General features: G+C 43.0%; 13 protein-coding genes and 1 tRNA gene. 3 read left to right on the top strand and 11 right to left on the bottom strand.

What is annotated here, in order from left to right; all coding sequences use genetic code 11:
- Positions 1-358 precede the first annotated feature (358 nt).
- From FTU00_RS09880 to efp, 7 genes are all read right to left on the bottom strand, one after another.
- Positions 359-435: transfer RNA gene (locus tag FTU00_RS09880), tRNA-Val, on the bottom strand.
- A 47-nt stretch (positions 436-482) separates the two neighbouring features.
- On the bottom strand, positions 483-2,480 hold the full coding sequence (locus tag FTU00_RS09875; protein WP_180179644.1) for a DUF3488 and transglutaminase-like domain-containing protein: 1,998 nt from the start codon (positions 2,478-2,480) through the stop codon (positions 483-485).
- Positions 2,481-2,491: 11 nt separating this feature from the next.
- The gene (locus tag FTU00_RS09870) at positions 2,492-3,397 is read right to left on the bottom strand and encodes a DUF58 domain-containing protein (protein ID WP_180179643.1); all 906 of its coding nucleotides are present in this window, start codon (positions 3,395-3,397) and stop codon (positions 2,492-2,494) included.
- Between the two features lie 12 nt (positions 3,398-3,409).
- The gene (locus FTU00_RS09865; RefSeq protein ID WP_373686188.1) at positions 3,410-4,372 is read right to left on the bottom strand and encodes an AAA family ATPase; all 963 of its coding nucleotides are present in this window, start codon (positions 4,370-4,372) and stop codon (positions 3,410-3,412) included.
- Between the two features lie 379 nt (positions 4,373-4,751).
- The gene (locus FTU00_RS09860) at positions 4,752-5,054 is read right to left on the bottom strand and encodes a YbdD/YjiX family protein (protein WP_004782606.1); all 303 of its coding nucleotides are present in this window, start codon (positions 5,052-5,054) and stop codon (positions 4,752-4,754) included.
- Between the two features lie 10 nt (positions 5,055-5,064).
- The gene (locus tag FTU00_RS09855) at positions 5,065-7,164 is read right to left on the bottom strand and encodes a carbon starvation CstA family protein (protein ID WP_034702078.1); all 2,100 of its coding nucleotides are present in this window, start codon (positions 7,162-7,164) and stop codon (positions 5,065-5,067) included.
- 170 nt (positions 7,165-7,334) lie between these two features.
- Positions 7,335-7,904: an elongation factor P gene (gene efp / locus FTU00_RS09850; protein ID WP_004782608.1), complete on the bottom strand. Its 570-nt coding sequence runs from the start codon at positions 7,902-7,904 to the stop codon at positions 7,335-7,337.
- Positions 7,905-8,282: 378 nt separating this feature from the next.
- Here efp and epmB point away from each other — a divergent pair, with 378 nt between their 5' ends.
- From epmB to FTU00_RS09835, 3 genes are read left to right on the top strand one after another with little or no spacing between them, the layout of a single operon-like run.
- Positions 8,283-9,305: an EF-P beta-lysylation protein EpmB gene (gene epmB / locus FTU00_RS09845; protein WP_180179641.1), complete on the top strand. Its 1,023-nt coding sequence runs from the start codon at positions 8,283-8,285 to the stop codon at positions 9,303-9,305.
- 9 nt (positions 9,306-9,314) lie between these two features.
- Positions 9,315-11,060, top strand: a complete 1,746-nt coding sequence (locus tag FTU00_RS09840; RefSeq protein ID WP_179992265.1) for a GTPase — start codon at positions 9,315-9,317, stop codon at positions 11,058-11,060.
- The gene (locus FTU00_RS09835) at positions 11,042-13,207 is read left to right on the top strand and encodes an EAL domain-containing protein (RefSeq protein ID WP_180179640.1); all 2,166 of its coding nucleotides are present in this window, start codon (positions 11,042-11,044) and stop codon (positions 13,205-13,207) included. Before FTU00_RS09840 ends, FTU00_RS09835 begins: the two co-directional genes overlap by 19 nt.
- A gap of 97 nt (positions 13,208-13,304) precedes the next feature.
- Here FTU00_RS09835 and rpmE read toward each other — a convergent pair whose 3' ends face one another.
- From rpmE to FTU00_RS09815, 4 genes are all read right to left on the bottom strand, one after another.
- Entirely contained in the window at positions 13,305-13,529 is a 225-nt protein-coding gene (gene rpmE, locus FTU00_RS09830) for a 50S ribosomal protein L31 (RefSeq protein WP_004782616.1), read from the bottom strand.
- A 203-nt stretch (positions 13,530-13,732) separates the two neighbouring features.
- Positions 13,733-14,710, bottom strand: coding sequence for a bile acid:sodium symporter family protein (locus FTU00_RS09825; protein WP_005235005.1), 978 nt, complete (start codon positions 14,708-14,710; stop codon positions 13,733-13,735).
- Between the two features lie 144 nt (positions 14,711-14,854).
- Positions 14,855-15,256 (bottom strand): lactoylglutathione lyase, encoded by a 402-nt coding sequence (gene gloA, locus FTU00_RS09820; protein WP_004782618.1) that lies wholly within the window; start codon positions 15,254-15,256, stop codon positions 14,855-14,857.
- 1 nt (position 15,257) lies between these two features.
- Entirely contained in the window at positions 15,258-17,429 is a 2,172-nt protein-coding gene (locus tag FTU00_RS09815) for an MFS transporter (protein ID WP_373686186.1), read from the bottom strand.
- Between the last annotated feature and the right edge of the window lie 78 nt (positions 17,430-17,507).

Below are 17,507 nucleotides of genomic sequence, written 5' to 3'. Positions count from 1 at the left end.
AATTACGCAAAATAATTCGGTACTATTAAACATCGGGACTAGAGTTTTAAGTTTTGTGTGGTAACTCAACTGATGGCTCTAGTCCTCTTATTTTTCAAGTCAATTTTTTATCCGCGATTCGGGTTAACTATTATTTTTTATGTCTAACTTTTACTAAAGTTCATTTCTTATGGTTTCCTAAAATATAGTGTACGCTTTATATTACAAGTTATAGAGAACTAAACACTGATATAAATACATCCGAATTTAAAAGATACATGCAGATAAATCGAGAATATAAAAAAACCTCCTAAACCGATGAATTTAGGAGGTTTTCTGCTTTATACAACCACATAGAAAACTGTATAAAACCTAATCCTGGTAGGTATATCCAGACTCGAACTGGAGACCTCTACGATGTCAACGTAGCGCTCTAACCAACTGAGCTATACACCTAGAATGCTTGGCATATTATAAATTTTTCGATCTCAAAACAAGTCTTTTCATTTAATTTTCAATATATACGTACAAGTTTTAAGCAAATCTTTGAATTTTTTCAGATCTTGGTCTGAGAATTCCCTGCCTGAATAAATTGATTTTTCAAATAGTCTAATTGCTTCAAAGAATACAGACTGATCTTTATCCTGAACTTGCTGAGATAGCCGTAACATCCACTGATGAAAAGTCTCTGCGGGTTGTCTTTTTAATTTTTTTTTCAAAGACTGATTAAACTGCTGAATAGAATGTTCAAAAGGTGACTGTAACTGCCGAGTTTTAAAATAGATTTTTAGAATATAAAGCAATATGAGTATACCAATGCCGGATATTAAAAAAATTACGCTGGAATAGACTGAACTTAGACCTAGCTTCGCTAACCAGCCCTGCTGTGATTCGGCATTATAGCCCACGACCTTACTTTGCCATTGGTAACTTGCATAATCACTCCAGACTCTTAGTTTGGTCAGCCATACATTACGGTGTGACGTCCAGCCAGAATTACTTGCCCATACTTGCTCATCTTGCGAGATTAAATTTTGCATCCCATCATCAATACGTTGCGGGGCCACCATTGCGGTAGGATCAAAACGCTGCCATTTTTGGTCAATCCAGACTTCTGTCCAGGCATGAGCATCCAACTGACGAACCTCCCAACTTTTCCCATCGGGTGCCAATTGCCCACCTTGATAACCTGTGACCACACGTGCCGGGATTCCAACATATCGCATTAGCATGACAAAACTGGAAGCATAGTGCTCACAAAAACCCTGCCGGGATTTAAATAGAAATTCATCAATCCGGTTTTTACCAAGTACGCCTGGTTTCAGGGTATATACAAAATGATTTTGCTGATACCAGTTCAAGACTGTTCGAATATAACGTCGCGGATCTTCCCCACTTTGTATATATAATCGCTGAGCAAGCTGTTGTGCCTGAGTATCCAAATGGACTTGAGTCTGGGTATTCAGTCGCTGAACAAATTGCTCCGGTAAAATACTTTCAGTATTTTGACCACCTAGCCATTGCAGATGAATCGGTTCTACTCGTTGGGTTAAACGCCTTGGTACGATACTCCAGTCCTGACGGTTATAATAACGGCGTTCCAAAGGCATCGATTTTTCCAGCCCCATCACCCAGAACACAGAAGGATCAGCAGCCAAATATTGGTAATTCCACCCTGATGACGATACTGGAACAACTTCTCCAGGCTGACGGATTAAAGGCTGCTGATTAATAAAGCTACTGGTCCAGCGCTGTCCATCATACTCATCTAAAACTAATGCCCGCCAATACAACTCTGAACGTGGCGGCAGTTTACTAACATCCCCAATAATCCGGAAAGCCAGAGCATTAGATTGAGATAATTCAGCAATATCTCCCGGTGACATACTGTCACCGATCCCGGTCACGCCTTTATTTTCTGGAATCGGGATATGCCAAAGCGGTGGCAAACGCGGAAAGAAGATGAATAACAAAATAAAAAACGGCAGAGCATAAAGCACAAAGCTGCCGACATATTTGGCATCTTGCTGCAAGGCTATACGTGGTGATTGCTGACTCTGCTGAAACTCACTGGTCTGAATCCGGTATAAACCAATTAGACAGCTCAATAAGCATAGAATAATCACAACAGCCATACTAAAAGACTGGCTATATAGAAATGAACTGGCCGCAACAAAAAGCGCAAAATTAAACAGGATAATCAGATCCCGCCGGTTTTTCGTTTCCAGTGATTTGGCAAATAAAAAAGTGGAAAGAACTGCAACACCTGCCTCCACTCCAATAAAACTTTGGTGGCTGAGATAAATACTGCCTAATGCCAAACCAGTGAGTAGAAAAGTCCCTATTTTAGGAAATGGCTTTTGCCGTTTAAGAAAAATCCAGATACACAGTAGGCTAATGACAAAGATAATGCTGAGCAGCACCGGGATGAAAGCTACTTGGGCAAGGATGATCAAGCCTAGGGTCAAGACGATCGAAATTCGGATTTTTCCATCAATCATAGATTCACCCGTTATGCCTGAGCCAATAATTGTTTAGCCTTACGTAACTGTTCTTCACCTGCTCCCTGCGGCAATTCTACCTGTGGTAAATGTAACGCATATGCACATTGCTGCTGCTCACATTGCTCAATCAGTCCCATCATCAAGCCCAGTTTCTCCTCATGCGACTGGCTAGGCATATGTTCATAATGAATCTCAATGCTATGTTCATCCTGATACTGTTCAAAGACTTTGACATATAAGCCTTGCCCACGTGCAAACTGTTTCCAGGAAACCGCCTGTAACGAGTCTCCAGATTGATAATTACGTAATTCACGGAACTCATCCATATCCGGTTCAAAGCTATTTTGATAAATCTTGTTTTCCGAAGTATTGTTTTGGGCTTTAGGCGCCACCCAGGCAAACTGATGATGATAAAGATAGGTCCAGGCTCGAACCAGACCAAAAGGATAAACCGAATAGATCTGAATCACCGGATACTCAAATTTACCGCGACGTTCCGCATAAAATGGCAGCACCCAATGCTGCTTTTGTTTAGTCAGATAAACTTTCTCCAGCTGATTACCAGCCTTAATATACAGATAACGCGGCCGGGCTGTGGCTTGCTGAAAATAAAAATGCAAATTGAGCGCATGACCCACCTGTCCGACGTCTTCAGCAACCATTTCGATATCCAGATCATGCAACTGTTTAAAGGTCAGATAGAAGCTGACACATAGCACTGCACTAATCAAAAAGCAGAAGCCTAAAATCAGGTTATTGGCATAATTCACACCAGCAATAAAGGTGATAAAAATCAGAACCAGATACAGATAACCCTGCTGATAAATAAAGACCAGTACATCCTTTTGGGAAAGTCGTTTTTGCTGTGAAAATTGAAAGCGTTTCGCCAGCCAGTTTTGCCAGGTTTTATCCAAAAGCGGACTCCTTTAACTGACTGCAACCTGTTGCATCACATTTAATGTTTCTGCATCGCTCAGCCCCAGACGATGGGCGGCAACTGCCACAAAAACGGCTTGTACATCATCTGGAGTTACAAAGCTGCGTTGCTGAATGATGGCATTCGCCTGTGCTGCACGTTTAAGCGCCAGCAAACCTCGTGTTGATAAGCCTTGGCGTTTCTTACGGGTTTCTTCCGCAAGATCTAGCATATATTCCTGAACCGCTTCACTGATAAAAATCTGATGGGTCAGCTGTTGTAATTCCAACACTTCATTTTCGCTAAACACATGTGCCAAGCTGGCGATCAAGGCAAAACGGGATTCCTGCTGTAATAACAGTTTTTCAGCATGACGGGATGGATAACCCAGAGATAGACGCATTAAAAAACGGTCTAGCTGAGATTCAGGTAAGGCATAAGTACCACTTTGAAATAACGGATTCTGGGTCGCGATTACCCAAAATGGCTTAGGCAATGCATAGCGTATCCCATCCACAGTGGCATAGCCTTCTTCCATCGCTTCCAGTAATGCACTCTGAGTTTTGGGACTGGAACGGTTAATTTCATCTGCCAGCAAAATCTGGGTAAAAATAGGTCCCTGTTTAAACTCAAACTGATGTTCTTTCTGGTTAAACATATTGATGCCAATCACATCGCTGGCCAGCATGTCATTGGTAAACTGAATCCGCTGAAATTTCAGTCCTGCGAGATGGGCTAGGCTGCTTGCCAAAGTGGTCTTGCCCAAACCAGGTAAATCTTCAAACAAGACATGACCGCCTGCAATCAGACAGCATAGCGCTAATCTGGTCTGTGCATGTTTATCCAGAACAATCGCATTAATTTCTTCGAAAAATTTTTGAATCTTGGGTGCATAATCAGCCAGCTTTTGTTCAAGCTCATCATTATCGTGCGCAATATCCAGCTTTTCTTTTTGTTTCATGCCCCAGATCACAATATTTTCCCTAATAAAACATGCTGTAGGATTAACATACACTGATTTTTAAAATTCCCCAAAGATCACTCATCTGCCGACTTTATTTCTGCAGAATAAATTAGGAATTTTAGAAATTTTATATGATTAAATCTCTTGTAAGAGCCAATTGAAGCTTTAAGATTAAAGTTTAGAAAAATTGCATTTTGATTGGCATATTTATTAGAAATAACAGGCTATTAAAAACCTTTGAGATCTGAACTTATACCTAAAAGATAAAGGCTTTTTAAAAATTTAAATTCCCAATGTCAAAATAGATCATAATTTTGTTTTATCTTGTTTGAATCCTAAAATTTTCCCATAAAAAAGCGCCCCGAAAGGCGCTCATTTTATTCATGCATTAGCATGGACACTTCTTCATATCTCCACCAGCAGATGGATAACGTGAATCCACACAGTGACGATAAAATGTTTTAGGGTCCATCGCTTCCAGATCAGGATGATGCTTTTTCATATGCGCCAAATAGGTCTGATAATCAGGTACACCCACCATCAGGCGGAAACTCTGCTGTAAACGCTGCCACAACGTCGCAATCCGTGACCAATTTTTCGGGTTCAGGATCAGGTCTTTTTGTGACATCACGGTCATCTTGATGATCTTATAAATGACCGCTTTTCCGCCTTTAGCAAACTTCAAGTTCATGCGCTGCTCCTTAATGTCCTTTTGCAGGCTGAATTTCTTCAGGATCGCGATACACTGCCTCTGCTTCATTTACGGTTGGTACAGGGCTCGCTAGTGCACGACGGATTACGCCAATTGCAGCAAATAGCATTACAAACGCCACAATCATAAAGAAACCACAAAGTGCTGCATTGATCTGATTCGACATTGCGACAGTCTGCATTTCAGCCAGGGTTTTCGCTGGCGCCAGAATTTCATTATTCGCAATTGCCGTATTGAAACGCTCTGCCTGTGCCAGGAAACCGATCTTTGGATTTTCATGGAAAATCTTCTGCCAACCGGCTGTCATTGAAGTAATAAACAGGAATACGGTTGGAACAATGGTTACCCACACATATTTCTCTTTCTTCATCTTGAACAGGATGACTGTACCCAGAATCAATGCCATTGCAGCCAGAATCTGGTTACCAATACCGAACAGTGGCCATAAGCTGTTAATACCGCCTAATGGATCAACGACGCCCTGATAAACGAAGAAACCCCAACCCGCAACAGCAACGGCTGTACCCAGCATATTACCGAAGAAATTATGAGATTGTTTTACCGCAGGAATCACGATACCGACTGTATCCTGAACCATGAAGCGACAAGCACGAGTACCCGCATCTACCGCTGTCAGAATGAATAAGGCTTCAAACAGAATCGCAAAATGGTACCAGAAAGCCATCATTTCACGGCTGTTAAAGATTTCAGTAATGATATGCGCCATACCAATCGCGAAAGTCGGTGCACCACCCGTACGTGACAGAATCGAGTTCTCACCCACTTCCTGAGCCAAGAGAGTCAGCGCTTCAGGCGTTACCACAAAACCAAGATTACGTACTGCTTCAGCCGCAGTATCTACGGTTGTCCCTAGTAGTGCCGCTGGTGAGTTGATCGCGAAGTACACACCTGGATCAAGAATCGCGGCACAGATCAAAGCCATGATCGCTACAAAGGATTCCATCAACATGCCGCCATAACCGATTATCCGGATATCGCGTTCGTTATTGACCAGTTTCGGTGTCGTCCCTGAAGAAACCAGTGCGTGGAAACCGGAAATCGCACCGCAGGCAATGGTAATAAACAGAAATGGGAACATTGAACCAGCGAATACTGGGCCTGTACCATCAACAAATTTGGTAATCGCTGGCAATTTCATTTCCGGCATCGCGAACAGAATACCAATCGCCAGACCGGCAATCACACCAATTTTCAGGAAGGTCGATAAATAGTCACGTGGTGCAAGTAATAACCAGACGGGCAATACCGATGCAATAAAACCATAAATGATTAGTGCCCAAGTCAGCTCAGTACCCGTTAAGGTAAATAGCTGCCCCCAGTATGGATGCTGTGCAACGTTTTCACCATAGATAATGCCAAGCATCATCAATACGAAACCAATGATCGAAACTTCTGCAATTTTACCCGGACGGATAAATCGCATGTAGATCCCCATGAAGATGGCGATCGGAATCGTAGCTGCAATACTGAATACGCCCCATGGACTATTGGTCAGTGCTTTGACAACCACTAGCGCCAATACTGCTAGGATGATGATCATCACACCCAGCGCACCAAGCATCACGATAATACCAGCAAAGGTACCCAGTTCCTGTTTTGCCATTTCACCCAGTGAACGGCCGTCACGACGGGTAGAAATAAACAGTACCAGGAAGTCCTGTACCGCACCTGCCAGTACCACACCGACCAGTAGCCAGATCGTGCCTGGCAGATAACCCATCTGCGCTGCAAGGATAGGACCGACTAAAGGACCCGCACCGGCAATCGCGGCAAAATGGTGACCGAATAATACGCTTTTATTGGTCGGTACATAATCCAGACCATCACCCAGACGATGGGCGGGTGTTAAACGGCGTGCGTTCAGTTCAAAAACTTTATTGGCAATAAATAAACTGTAGAAACGGTAAGCAATGCTGTATACACAGGCTGCGGCCAGTACCAGCCAGACTGCATTCACATGCTCACCACGACTGAGTGCAAGAATCCCAAAGGAGACTGCCCCAACTATGGCTACCAGGAGCCAGATGATTTTCGAAGTCATGGTTGACTTCTGTTGTAAAGTTTCCATTCAATCCCTCATTTTGTGAAGCATATAAATCAGCGTGATTTTTTTATTCGAGGTACTGCTGTTTTCCCTTGCGACTTTACGCTTGTTCCTTTCGAATTCCTCTAAGACTTTGGCATAAAAAAAGGGATGATTTTAGTCATCCCCTTTGATAATAGTCTATTTTCCGACCATTATGCACGTTCTAAATAGTCACCAGTACGGGTGTCTACGCGAACGCTTTCTTCTTGCTGAACGAATAATGGAACACGTACTACTGCACCTGTTTCAAGTTTCGCTGGTTTACCGCCACCGCCAGAAGTATCGCCACGAACGCCTGGATCAGTTTCAACGATTTTTAATACTACGAAGTTTGGTGGGCTTACTGTTAAAGGTACGCCATTCCATAACATGATAGTACATTTTTCATTTGAATCGTCTTTTAACCATTTTGCAGCGTCGCCCATTGCTGTTTTATCAGCAGCGATCTGTTCGAAAGTTACAGGATCCATGAAGTTCCACATTTCGCCATCGTTGTACAAGTATTCCATTTCTACTTCTACGATGTCTGCAGCTTCTAGAGAATCACCAGATTTAAAAGTTTTTTCCAAAACTTTACCACTGCGAAGGTTACGTAATTTAACGCGGTTGAACGCCTGGCCTTTACCTGGTTTAACGTATTCGTTTTCCATGATTGAACATGGGTTACCATCAAGCATAACCTTCAGGCCAGACTTGAAATCGTTCGTAGAATAATAGGCCATGATTGGCTCACTCCAAACTTACTAACTTTAAGCTATTGATGCTATGGGCTGTTGCAATGTCATTTAGCAAGTCTGACACGAACATGAGTTGCCACATGCACATTCATTTAATGTTGCGTATTCTAAATGAGCAATACACCAAGTCGCAACGAAAAAATCGGTTTTAACTTGCTGACACTGCTTAACTTAGCATCAGCTATTCCAATACTGGTGCACAACCAGTCTTCCAAGCACATAAAAGTCTCTATGCTTTTGCATACCATAGCAAACTGATCGTGTTTAGAGAAATTTTAGCCAGCTTTCACATTCCCATCTGTAGACAAACTGCTAAACTGCGCACTTCTGGCTATCGCCTTCATCTTTTTTTGATCTCCCGGCATGACACAGTATTTATATCAAGAAGCAAATTGGCAATCGCAACTGAGTGACCTGATTACCGATCCACAGGAACTACTGCAAATTTTACAGCTTTCTCCAGATCAGCTGTTATCTGGTGCTCTTCTGGCCTCTCAAGCCTTTAAATTACGTGTGCCACGAGCTTTTGCTTCCAGAATACAGCCAGGCAATCCTTTAGATCCACTTTTATTACAAGTGTTACCGCATCATCTGGAACTGGAAGATCATCCGGGATTTGTCACCGACCCCCTAGGTGAAGAACAGGCCAACCAGCAGCCTGGTGTTCTACATAAATATAAGTCACGTTTTCTACTGACCTTGACCGGTGCCTGTGCAGTCCACTGTCGTTACTGTTTCCGACGCCATTTCCCCTATCAGGAAAATCTCCCTAAAAATGAAGACTGGACCAATATCAAACAATATCTGGAAAGTCAGCCAGATATTAATGAAGTAATTCTGAGTGGGGGCGATCCACTGACCTTATCTAACCGAAAATTAAAAACCTGGATTGAACGACTAGAATCGGTACCACATCTCAAATTTTTAAGAATACATTCACGAGTTCCTATTGTGATCCCAAACCGGATCGACGAAGAGCTACTAAGCATGTTAAAAAACAGTAGGCTACGTATTATTCTAGTGGTACACTCGAACCATGCATCAGAGCTGGATGACCTGACCTGTAAGCAGCTTAATCAGCTGGTTCAGCATCAGATCACGGTACTCAATCAGGCAGTTTTATTAAAAGGGGTTAATGATTCTGCTCAAGTTTTGATTGATTTAAGCTATCGCTTGTTTGATGCTGGCGTGATGCCCTATTATTTACATGTACTTGATAAAGTAAAAGGTGCGCATCATTTTGATTTACCTGCTGAGCACATCAATGAGATTTATACAGAAGTTTTAGCGAACCTACCGGGGTATCTGGTTCCTAAACTAGTTCGAGAAATAGCGGGCGAGAAGAATAAGACACCGCTTTTTGGGGTTTCAACATTTTTGAGTTAAATAATAAAGATGAGTAAGCATACTGCAGACATTTTTCAGACAACGGCTGAACTCACCATAGAACAGCTAAGTTTTTGTCCCACAAATGCCAAAGCATTGCAGGAATGGGTCGCAGGAATTTCAATCCTGCAATTGGGGAATTCATCCAAGTCTCTGTTCAGTGCTTTACTGGAAATTTCCGAACTGAAATGTGCGGAAACCTTGCGTTTTGACCTGATTCAGGTATTGCACCCTACCCTTGAAAATGTTTTGGCCAGTCTTGAGAAACATTTCGTCAATCAGGGTCTGATCACGACAGATCGCAATGACCAGATTATTGAGCTGGCTATGCTGTTACGCAGCTATTTTGCCAAAATCTATATAGATATTGCCAAACGCTGTAATCATCAGCTGAATCATCAAAAGTTTTCACTATTTTCCCTGGGCAAAAAGAAAAGCCTGCAAAGTGCCCGGATGGTGTCCATCTACTATGGCCTGCAACAGTTAAGCCTGCTGCTCTATCAACAGCATATGCTGTATAGCACACCTGGCGCTGGCCAGTGGTTGGCGGCACATCAGTTGCTGGAATGTGCGATGGAAAATAATTTCTATCAGACCAACATCAATCAGGTTCTTGGCACCCAGCACGAAATCCAGAATATTACCCAAGCCTATGCACGACTGATTTTGCTGGATATTTTCAATACCCATCAGATCCGCCCAGCTGAGATTCAGGGATTATATTTATGCAGTGCGGACTGGGCAAAACTGGTTCAGATTCTGCCAAAAGAAACCACACTGTCACGTTATGTGGTCGATGCCAGCAAAGATCATCCGCCTTTACTGAATTCTCATCAGGGTCAGCATTTCCAGCCGAGCTTCTATATTTCGACACAAAACCTGATGGAACACCTGACCGGTACGCAAAGCAAAAATGCCCAGTATCTGTCACGTAATGAAAAACTGTTCCTGACACCTGCCCTGCATTTTCATATCTATAACCTGCTTTCGAATAATGTCGAACGCCGTCATGAACGTTATGAATATTCCGCACAGATCAATATCTGCTTTGGCTTAACGGTGGCGCATTTTTATCTGTCTAAGGGTAAAAACTTTAATGAAACGCTGGAACTGGAAGGTAATTATGGTTTCCAGAGCGAAAGCAGTTTTGTCAGCTCAATGCATAATGCCGTTCCAAGCGGATTCAGCAGTATCAAGGCGCTCGATCGCGAAGCCAAACAGATTCATACCGCTGAAGTTCTCGATATCAGTGTTAATGGTTACCGGATTAAATGGTCAGGTATCACGCCTGCCAATCTGAAAACTGGTGAATTTATTCTGGTTCAGGAAAAATCTCAAAGCCAGTGGCGTGGCGGAGTCATTCGCTGGATCAAACAGTCAGCAGATAAAAGTCTGGAAATTGGCCTGGAAATTCTGGCACAGGAACTGTTTCCTTGCGCAGTTTATGCCCGTACCGACAAACACAGTATCAATTATCAGCCAGCTATTCTGGTACAGATGACCCAGCTCGATCAGGTCTCAACCAGTATTATTGTCTCTGGCTCACAAATGTTTAGGGAAAAACAAACCATTCATTTACGACTTGGCCAAAAAGAACTCAGAATCTACCTGACCAAGGCACAGCTCATTACACAAAGTTTTATCCGTTTCGACTATGAATTATTAAATGATCAAGAAGAAGATGTCATCGAAAACTTTATACATAAGCAATTGAATGAAACTAGAAATCACGATTTATGGGAAGCATTGAAGTGAGAAATCCATTATTGTCTAAAAAGTTAAAACGTACTGAAACACGTTTACTGATCATTGATGATAATCAAATTAGATATAACCAAATCCGTGATCTCTTAACCAGCAATGAATATCAGGTCGATGCCGTTCTGCTTGATGATCTGCAATCTTTTGAAAAACAGTTAAACTTTAACTGGGACCTGATTATTTTTGGTCGTGCTTATGATCTGAAATATGAACAGGCCTTAAGTCTGGTTCAACTTTCGCAGCAACCTGATCTTCCTATTCTTTTGTTAAAGCCGGAAGATTATCAGGCTGAACAATATGCCCAATATATCCGTAAAGGCATTTTTGACATTCTAAATCTGGATTATCCAGACCGCTTCTTCCTGAATCTGGTGCGTGCCCTTTCCTTTAGCCGTACCATGCAAGCCCAGCGCCATTTAATGGAAGAACTGGAAACTGCACAAAGCCAAGCACAATCACTGGTAGAAGATAGTAACCGTGCAGTCGCAACCATTCAGGAAGGCATCCATATTCAGGCCAATGCCGATTATCTCAAACTGTTTGGCCTTAAAAGCGAGGACGATATTATCGGTCTGCCACTTTTAGACCTGTTACAGCCGCAAGATTTGAATGATTTTAAATCCCGCTTTAAAAAGATTTCTCAGGGTCAATTTGATTTAGGTCGTTTTGATATTACTTCTTCGAATCCAAATGTGGCTGCTGCCAATCCATTAAAACTGGAATTTCTGGCATCTAGTGCTGAAGAAGATGCACTACAAATTACGATTGATACAGCGACTAATCAGGCGAGTGCCTCTTCTGAAAAAGTTGCAAACAAGCCAAATACCTTACAGTCACTTAAGCGTGAACTCAATCGTGAACCGGCCAAAGCCAATGCATTGATCACGTTCTCCTTTGCTGCGTATGAGCCGCAAGTCCTGAATGGTGATTGGGCGACCTACATAGGTTATTTCCATGAAGTTAAGAAATTTCTAAAAGAGCAGGTTCGTATTCCACTCTTTAAACTGGAACATGATGTTCTGGTGGGGATCATTCAGGCAGATGCGCAAGACATTCTGGAATCCAAACTTGTTGGGTTAGGTTCATTGACCAAACCACAGCTTATTACAGTGAATCAGCAAACTTATCCGCTCAATCTACGCATCGGTTATACCCTGCTTGACGGTGAGTTGCGTGATGAAAGCCATTGTAATGAATTAGTCGGTCGGGCCTTCTCTACTCCTTTACCACAAGCACAAAAAACGTCTGAATTTGTTCTGGATATTCCTGCAACGACTCAGGAATCGATTTCAATGCCGAGCATTGACTTCACGGTTTCAGAACCCGTTATTCCAGCGTCTGAGTCCATACCGGTCAGTCCGGCAGTCAGCACTGTACCACTCACAACCTCTCCAGTATTAAAAGCACTGCGTGAATGTCTGGAACGTGGTGAAATTCATCTGAAATATCAACAGCTCTATGATAAAGAAGATACCAACCTCTATATGTATGAGGTGACTAGTGGCTTTATCTTTGAAAATAAATGGCAGGATATTTCTTCCTTGATGGAACTCAATGAAGATGATGAATTGTCTATTAAACTCGATCGCTGGATTCTGGTTGAATCAAGCAAACAGTTGCACAACTTCATTACCCAGTATCCGGATGCCCGTTTAATCGTGAACCTGAACCGTGCTGTGCTATTTAAGGACCGTACTTTCCCTGAGTTTATTTCCAAACTGATTACCATTATTCGCAGTAAAGTCGAGTATCCTTTAACTTTACAGTTCTCAGAAGAAGATATCCTGATGAACCAGCAGGATGCGCAGAAATATCTACGTACTTTACGTGAACATGGTGCGCGGATTGCGATTCGTAACTTTGGTCACTCAATGTATAGTGAAACCCTGCTACGTGAGTTCGATATCAATGGTCTGAGTCTGGATAGCAAACTGACCAAGATGCTAAACAATGATGCTGAAATTGAACAGTTACAGGAAAAAATCACCACGTACAATGAAATCAAACCAGTGAATATCATGATTCGTGAACTGAATGACATGACCTTATTTGCGAATGCCTGGAACGTCGATGCCCGCTTTATTCAGGGTGATTATTTCCAGAAAAAACTGGATCATCTGATTGATGTACAAGACCACTAAGGTCTTGTACTCGCCTTTCAATCTAGAAACGTGAAATGATTTTCTAAATTGCAGGCACAAAAAAACGGGCATAAAGCCCGTTTTTTCATTTTGGGTATTAACGTTTAACAGAACGTGACATACCAGCAAAACGTTGTTTGAACTTGTCGATACGGCCGCCAGTGTCAACGTTCTTTTGCTTACCAGTGTAGAATGGGTGGCAAGCTGAGCATACGTCCAGGTAAAGAGTTTCTTTACCAACAGCTGAACGAGTTTCGATTACGTTACCACATGAACAAGTAGCAACTAGTTTTTCGTATTTTGGGTGAATATCGGCGCGCATCGTCGATTACTCCATTAAGATGAAAGAAGGTTTTGCTGTCATCGCAATTGATCACTCTCAAATATTGAGGAAGGGCCAGAATCAGGATTCAGGCAGATCAACACCACAACAGACCATTCTTTTGGCCCACCGAGACGGATACCGTCAGAGCTAAGCACAACAAGTTGGGCAGTATTATACGGCAAACAAAAGCAATAAGCGAATTATTCTTCTGTATGTACCGCCTGTTTGGCCCAGAGATTCGCAATCACACCGCAGGCCATGAGCTGGATTTGATGAAAAATCATAATCGGTAAAACAATCATGCCAAGTGGCTGACCTATAAACAGAATCTGTGCCATCGGTACACCACTGGCGAGTGTTTTTTTGGAACCACAAAAGAACACCGTTTTCTGGTCGGCGCGATTAAAGCCCAGCCAGCGTGGGATAAATAATGACAACAGCATTACGATGGTCAATAAAACCGAACATGCCAGCAGCAGTAAGAGCAAAGTACTTAAGCTGACTTCACGCCAAAGCCCAGCCACCACCGCACTGCTAAACGCCCCATAAACCACCATCAGAATTGAGCCCTGATCGAATACCTTGACGATCTTGGGCATTTTCTGCATTTTTGGGAAAATCCAGGGACGCAGTAACTGGCCTAAAATAAAAGGCACCAATAACAGCAGTGTAATCTGTAGAATCGATGCCGTAGGATCGAAGCCATGCTGGGATTGCCCAAGAATAAAGAATGCGACCAGCATCGGGGTAATGAACATCCCGATAATATTGGAAAAAGAAGCACTACAGATCGCACCGGCAATATTTCCCTGAGCCACTGAGGTAAAGGCGATCGAAGACTGTACGGTTGATGGCAAGAAGCACATAAACAGGAATCCCCAATATAATTCCTGCCCCAGCATTGGCAATAGGATTGGCTTTGCCAGCAAGCCTAAAATTGGAAAGAGCGCAAAGGTCAAGGCAAAGACCAAAGTGTGTAATTTCCAGTGCATTAAGCCTTCAATTACGGCTTCACGAGAAAGCTTGGCACCATGCAGGAAAAACAGAATCGCAATGGCTGCTGTCGTGATCCAGCTAAAGACTTCAGCTGCCTGCCCTGACACTGGCAATACACTGGCCAGTAACACCATAACAAAGAGCAAGATCGTAAAGCGGTCCAATGCCAGCAGTTTAAGCATCTGATGTCCTTCCCTCAAAATTTTATTATTCGATAAAAAATACCCGGCTATCTTAACAGATGCCGGGTCCATGTTATGCATTCAGATTGAAGGAATATTTTCATCCATACATGAATACATTTCACATATATCGCTTTATAACACTTAGTTATTACGTGCGTTGTTGTCTTGCTGGATTAGCTCGATTTTATAGCCGTCTGGATCTTCCACAAATGCAATGACAGTGACACCGCCTTTCATTGGGCCAGCTTCACGAACAACATTGCCACCACGTGCCTTGATTTCTTCACATGCTTTATAAGCATCATCTACCGCAATCGCAATATGACCGTAGCCATTGCCTAGGTCATAGCTTTCTGTATCCCAGTTATGGGTCAGTTCAAGCACAGTGTGATTTTCCTCATCGCCATAACCCACAAAAGCCAAGGTAAAACGACCTTCTTCATAATCACGCTTACGAAGTAAAGTCATACCAAGAACTTCAGTATAGAACTTGAGTGATTGTTCCAGATTGCCTACACGTAACATGGTATGCAGCATGCGCATATTAATCATCCTTATTTACAGATTGTTTTTGGTGTTCACCGAGCAATTTTGCCACCCAAACGACCAGAATCAGGATTGGAATCCCGATTAAAGTGGTCATCAGGAAGAAATTCGGATAACCGATATTGGTCACTATAGTACCCGAATATCCACCTAAAATCTTAGGAGTCAAGGTCATGAGTGAGCTAAAAATAGCATACTGAACAGCGGTAAAGGACACACTGGTCAGACTGGACAGGAAGGCAATAAAAGCAGCGCCTGCGAGACCTGCGGCCAGATTATCGACAATAATTGCAAAATATAGCCACCATGAACTATACGGTTTAATCACCTTACCTTGAATTTCAACATTCTCGCCTGTTCCAATTGTAATCGGCTGAATATCAATATCCATCGGATTGGCCTGAGTCTGCGACAAGTCCACAGCATATGAATGCTGCTGGGTCACTATTGGCTGCTCCTGCTGCATTAAGCTTGCATTGATTCGCTTCACAGGTGCAGTAATCAGTTTCTCGGCAGGAATAGCAGCACTAAAGACACGCTCTTCATCCAGCTTGGCATCGAATTTATCGCCATTCAGCTCTAATACAATTTTTTGCTCTGCAGTTAAATCCGGCCCTAGATACTGACCGCGAACCACGATGCTATTCTCCTGCTCATTGGCACTGATCAGGTTATCTGTGGTAACAGGCAGAAACTGTAATTGTGCTGCTTGCGAAGCATTCTGTTGCAGATAAGGCAGGTTGACTTGTACTGCATCTGCCGGATGATTCAGATAATGTGCACGAACCTGAATCTGTTCGGCCTCTTTAAAAGCAGTAGTGGGCACATTCAGTTTCCAGTAACCGACTTCATCTGTATCTGCCTGAAAGGTTTGCTGGCCTACCTGAACTTCGACCTGTCCCAGCTTTTCACCAGACTTTACTAAGCCAATAAAAATCAGATTGGTTGAACAGGCCAAAATCGCGCCTACAAACATCAGTTTCATGATGTTCATTTTCTGAGCCAGCAAGCCACCTAAAAAACCGCCAAGCAGGGAGAAAATTACCCCATACACTTTCACAGCTTCAGCAATCTGTTCCTTGCTAAAATTCAGATCCTGATAGAACACATTGGAAATCACACCGGCAATAATATCGGAGACCCTATAAAAACCGATCAGCAATAACAACACCAAAGCCAGTTTTAAACCATAGCGATCAAAGAAATCTGCTACGGGATTGACCCAGGTTTCGAATGCCATTTGCTTATTCACAGCACCCATTTTGACCAGAATCGTACCCACACCGAAAGCGACAGCACCTGAACCGATAAAGCGTAAAGCCTCAAAACAGAACAAGGCAAAAGTATCCTGAATTGCCCACTGTGCAGTGATACTAGATACCAAGTCACCGGAATAGACATAGCTCAGAACAAAGCTGATAACTGCCACAAAAAACACGCCGACGAGACGGAAATAATCACTGCGCTGATAATCTTTACGTGCCCGATCCACTTGAGGCTCACGGATGACCAGTGTGGTAATAATCCCGACCAGCATAACCGCTGCCATCGCCAGATAAGTCCATTTCCAGGCATCATAGATATAGTTGCCTTTGGCTGTACCTAAATACGCCGCCAGAAACAGAGCTCCAGCCCCAGCCACAATCATCCCGATCCGGTAACCCGCGTTATAGGTGGAAGCCAGTACGGTCTGCATCTGGGTTTCGGCCAGCTCGATACGGTAAGCATCAATGACAATATCCTGTGTTGCCGCCGAGAACCCTAGCAGTACTGCACCCAATGCCATCTGCTGTAAATGTGCCTGCCCCAATGCCGGATCTGAAAAAGCCATAATTGAAATCGCAGTTACAATCAGGATCTGAGCAATCAATAGCCAGGCTCTTCGTCTACCCAAAGCTTTAGTCAAAAATGGGACAGGTAATTCATCGATCAGTGGCGCCCAGACGAACTTGAATGAATAGCCCAGTGCAGCCCAGCTGAAAAAAGTCACCGCACTTTTACTGATTCCGGCTTCACCAAGCCATAAAGACAAACTGGAAAAAATCAAAAGAATCGGGACACCGGCTGAAAATCCGAGAAACAGCATGATCAGGGCACGTCGATCCAGAAATGCTGTAAATGCGGATTTCCAACCCGTCGTTTGTGTTGTCATTGCCTTGTTATTTTCCACGAAAACCAATTGCTGCTATTCAATCCTTTAATAACGTATCTTTCAACAAAATTTATATATTTCTCGCATGCCCGATTT

This window comes from Acinetobacter sp. YH12041, assembly GCF_013419975.1.
In the GTDB taxonomy this organism is placed as follows: Bacteria; Pseudomonadota; Gammaproteobacteria; order Pseudomonadales; family Moraxellaceae; genus Acinetobacter.
The sequence above is the reverse complement of the archived record's forward strand: the minus strand, read 5'-3'. Positions and strand labels throughout refer to the sequence as shown.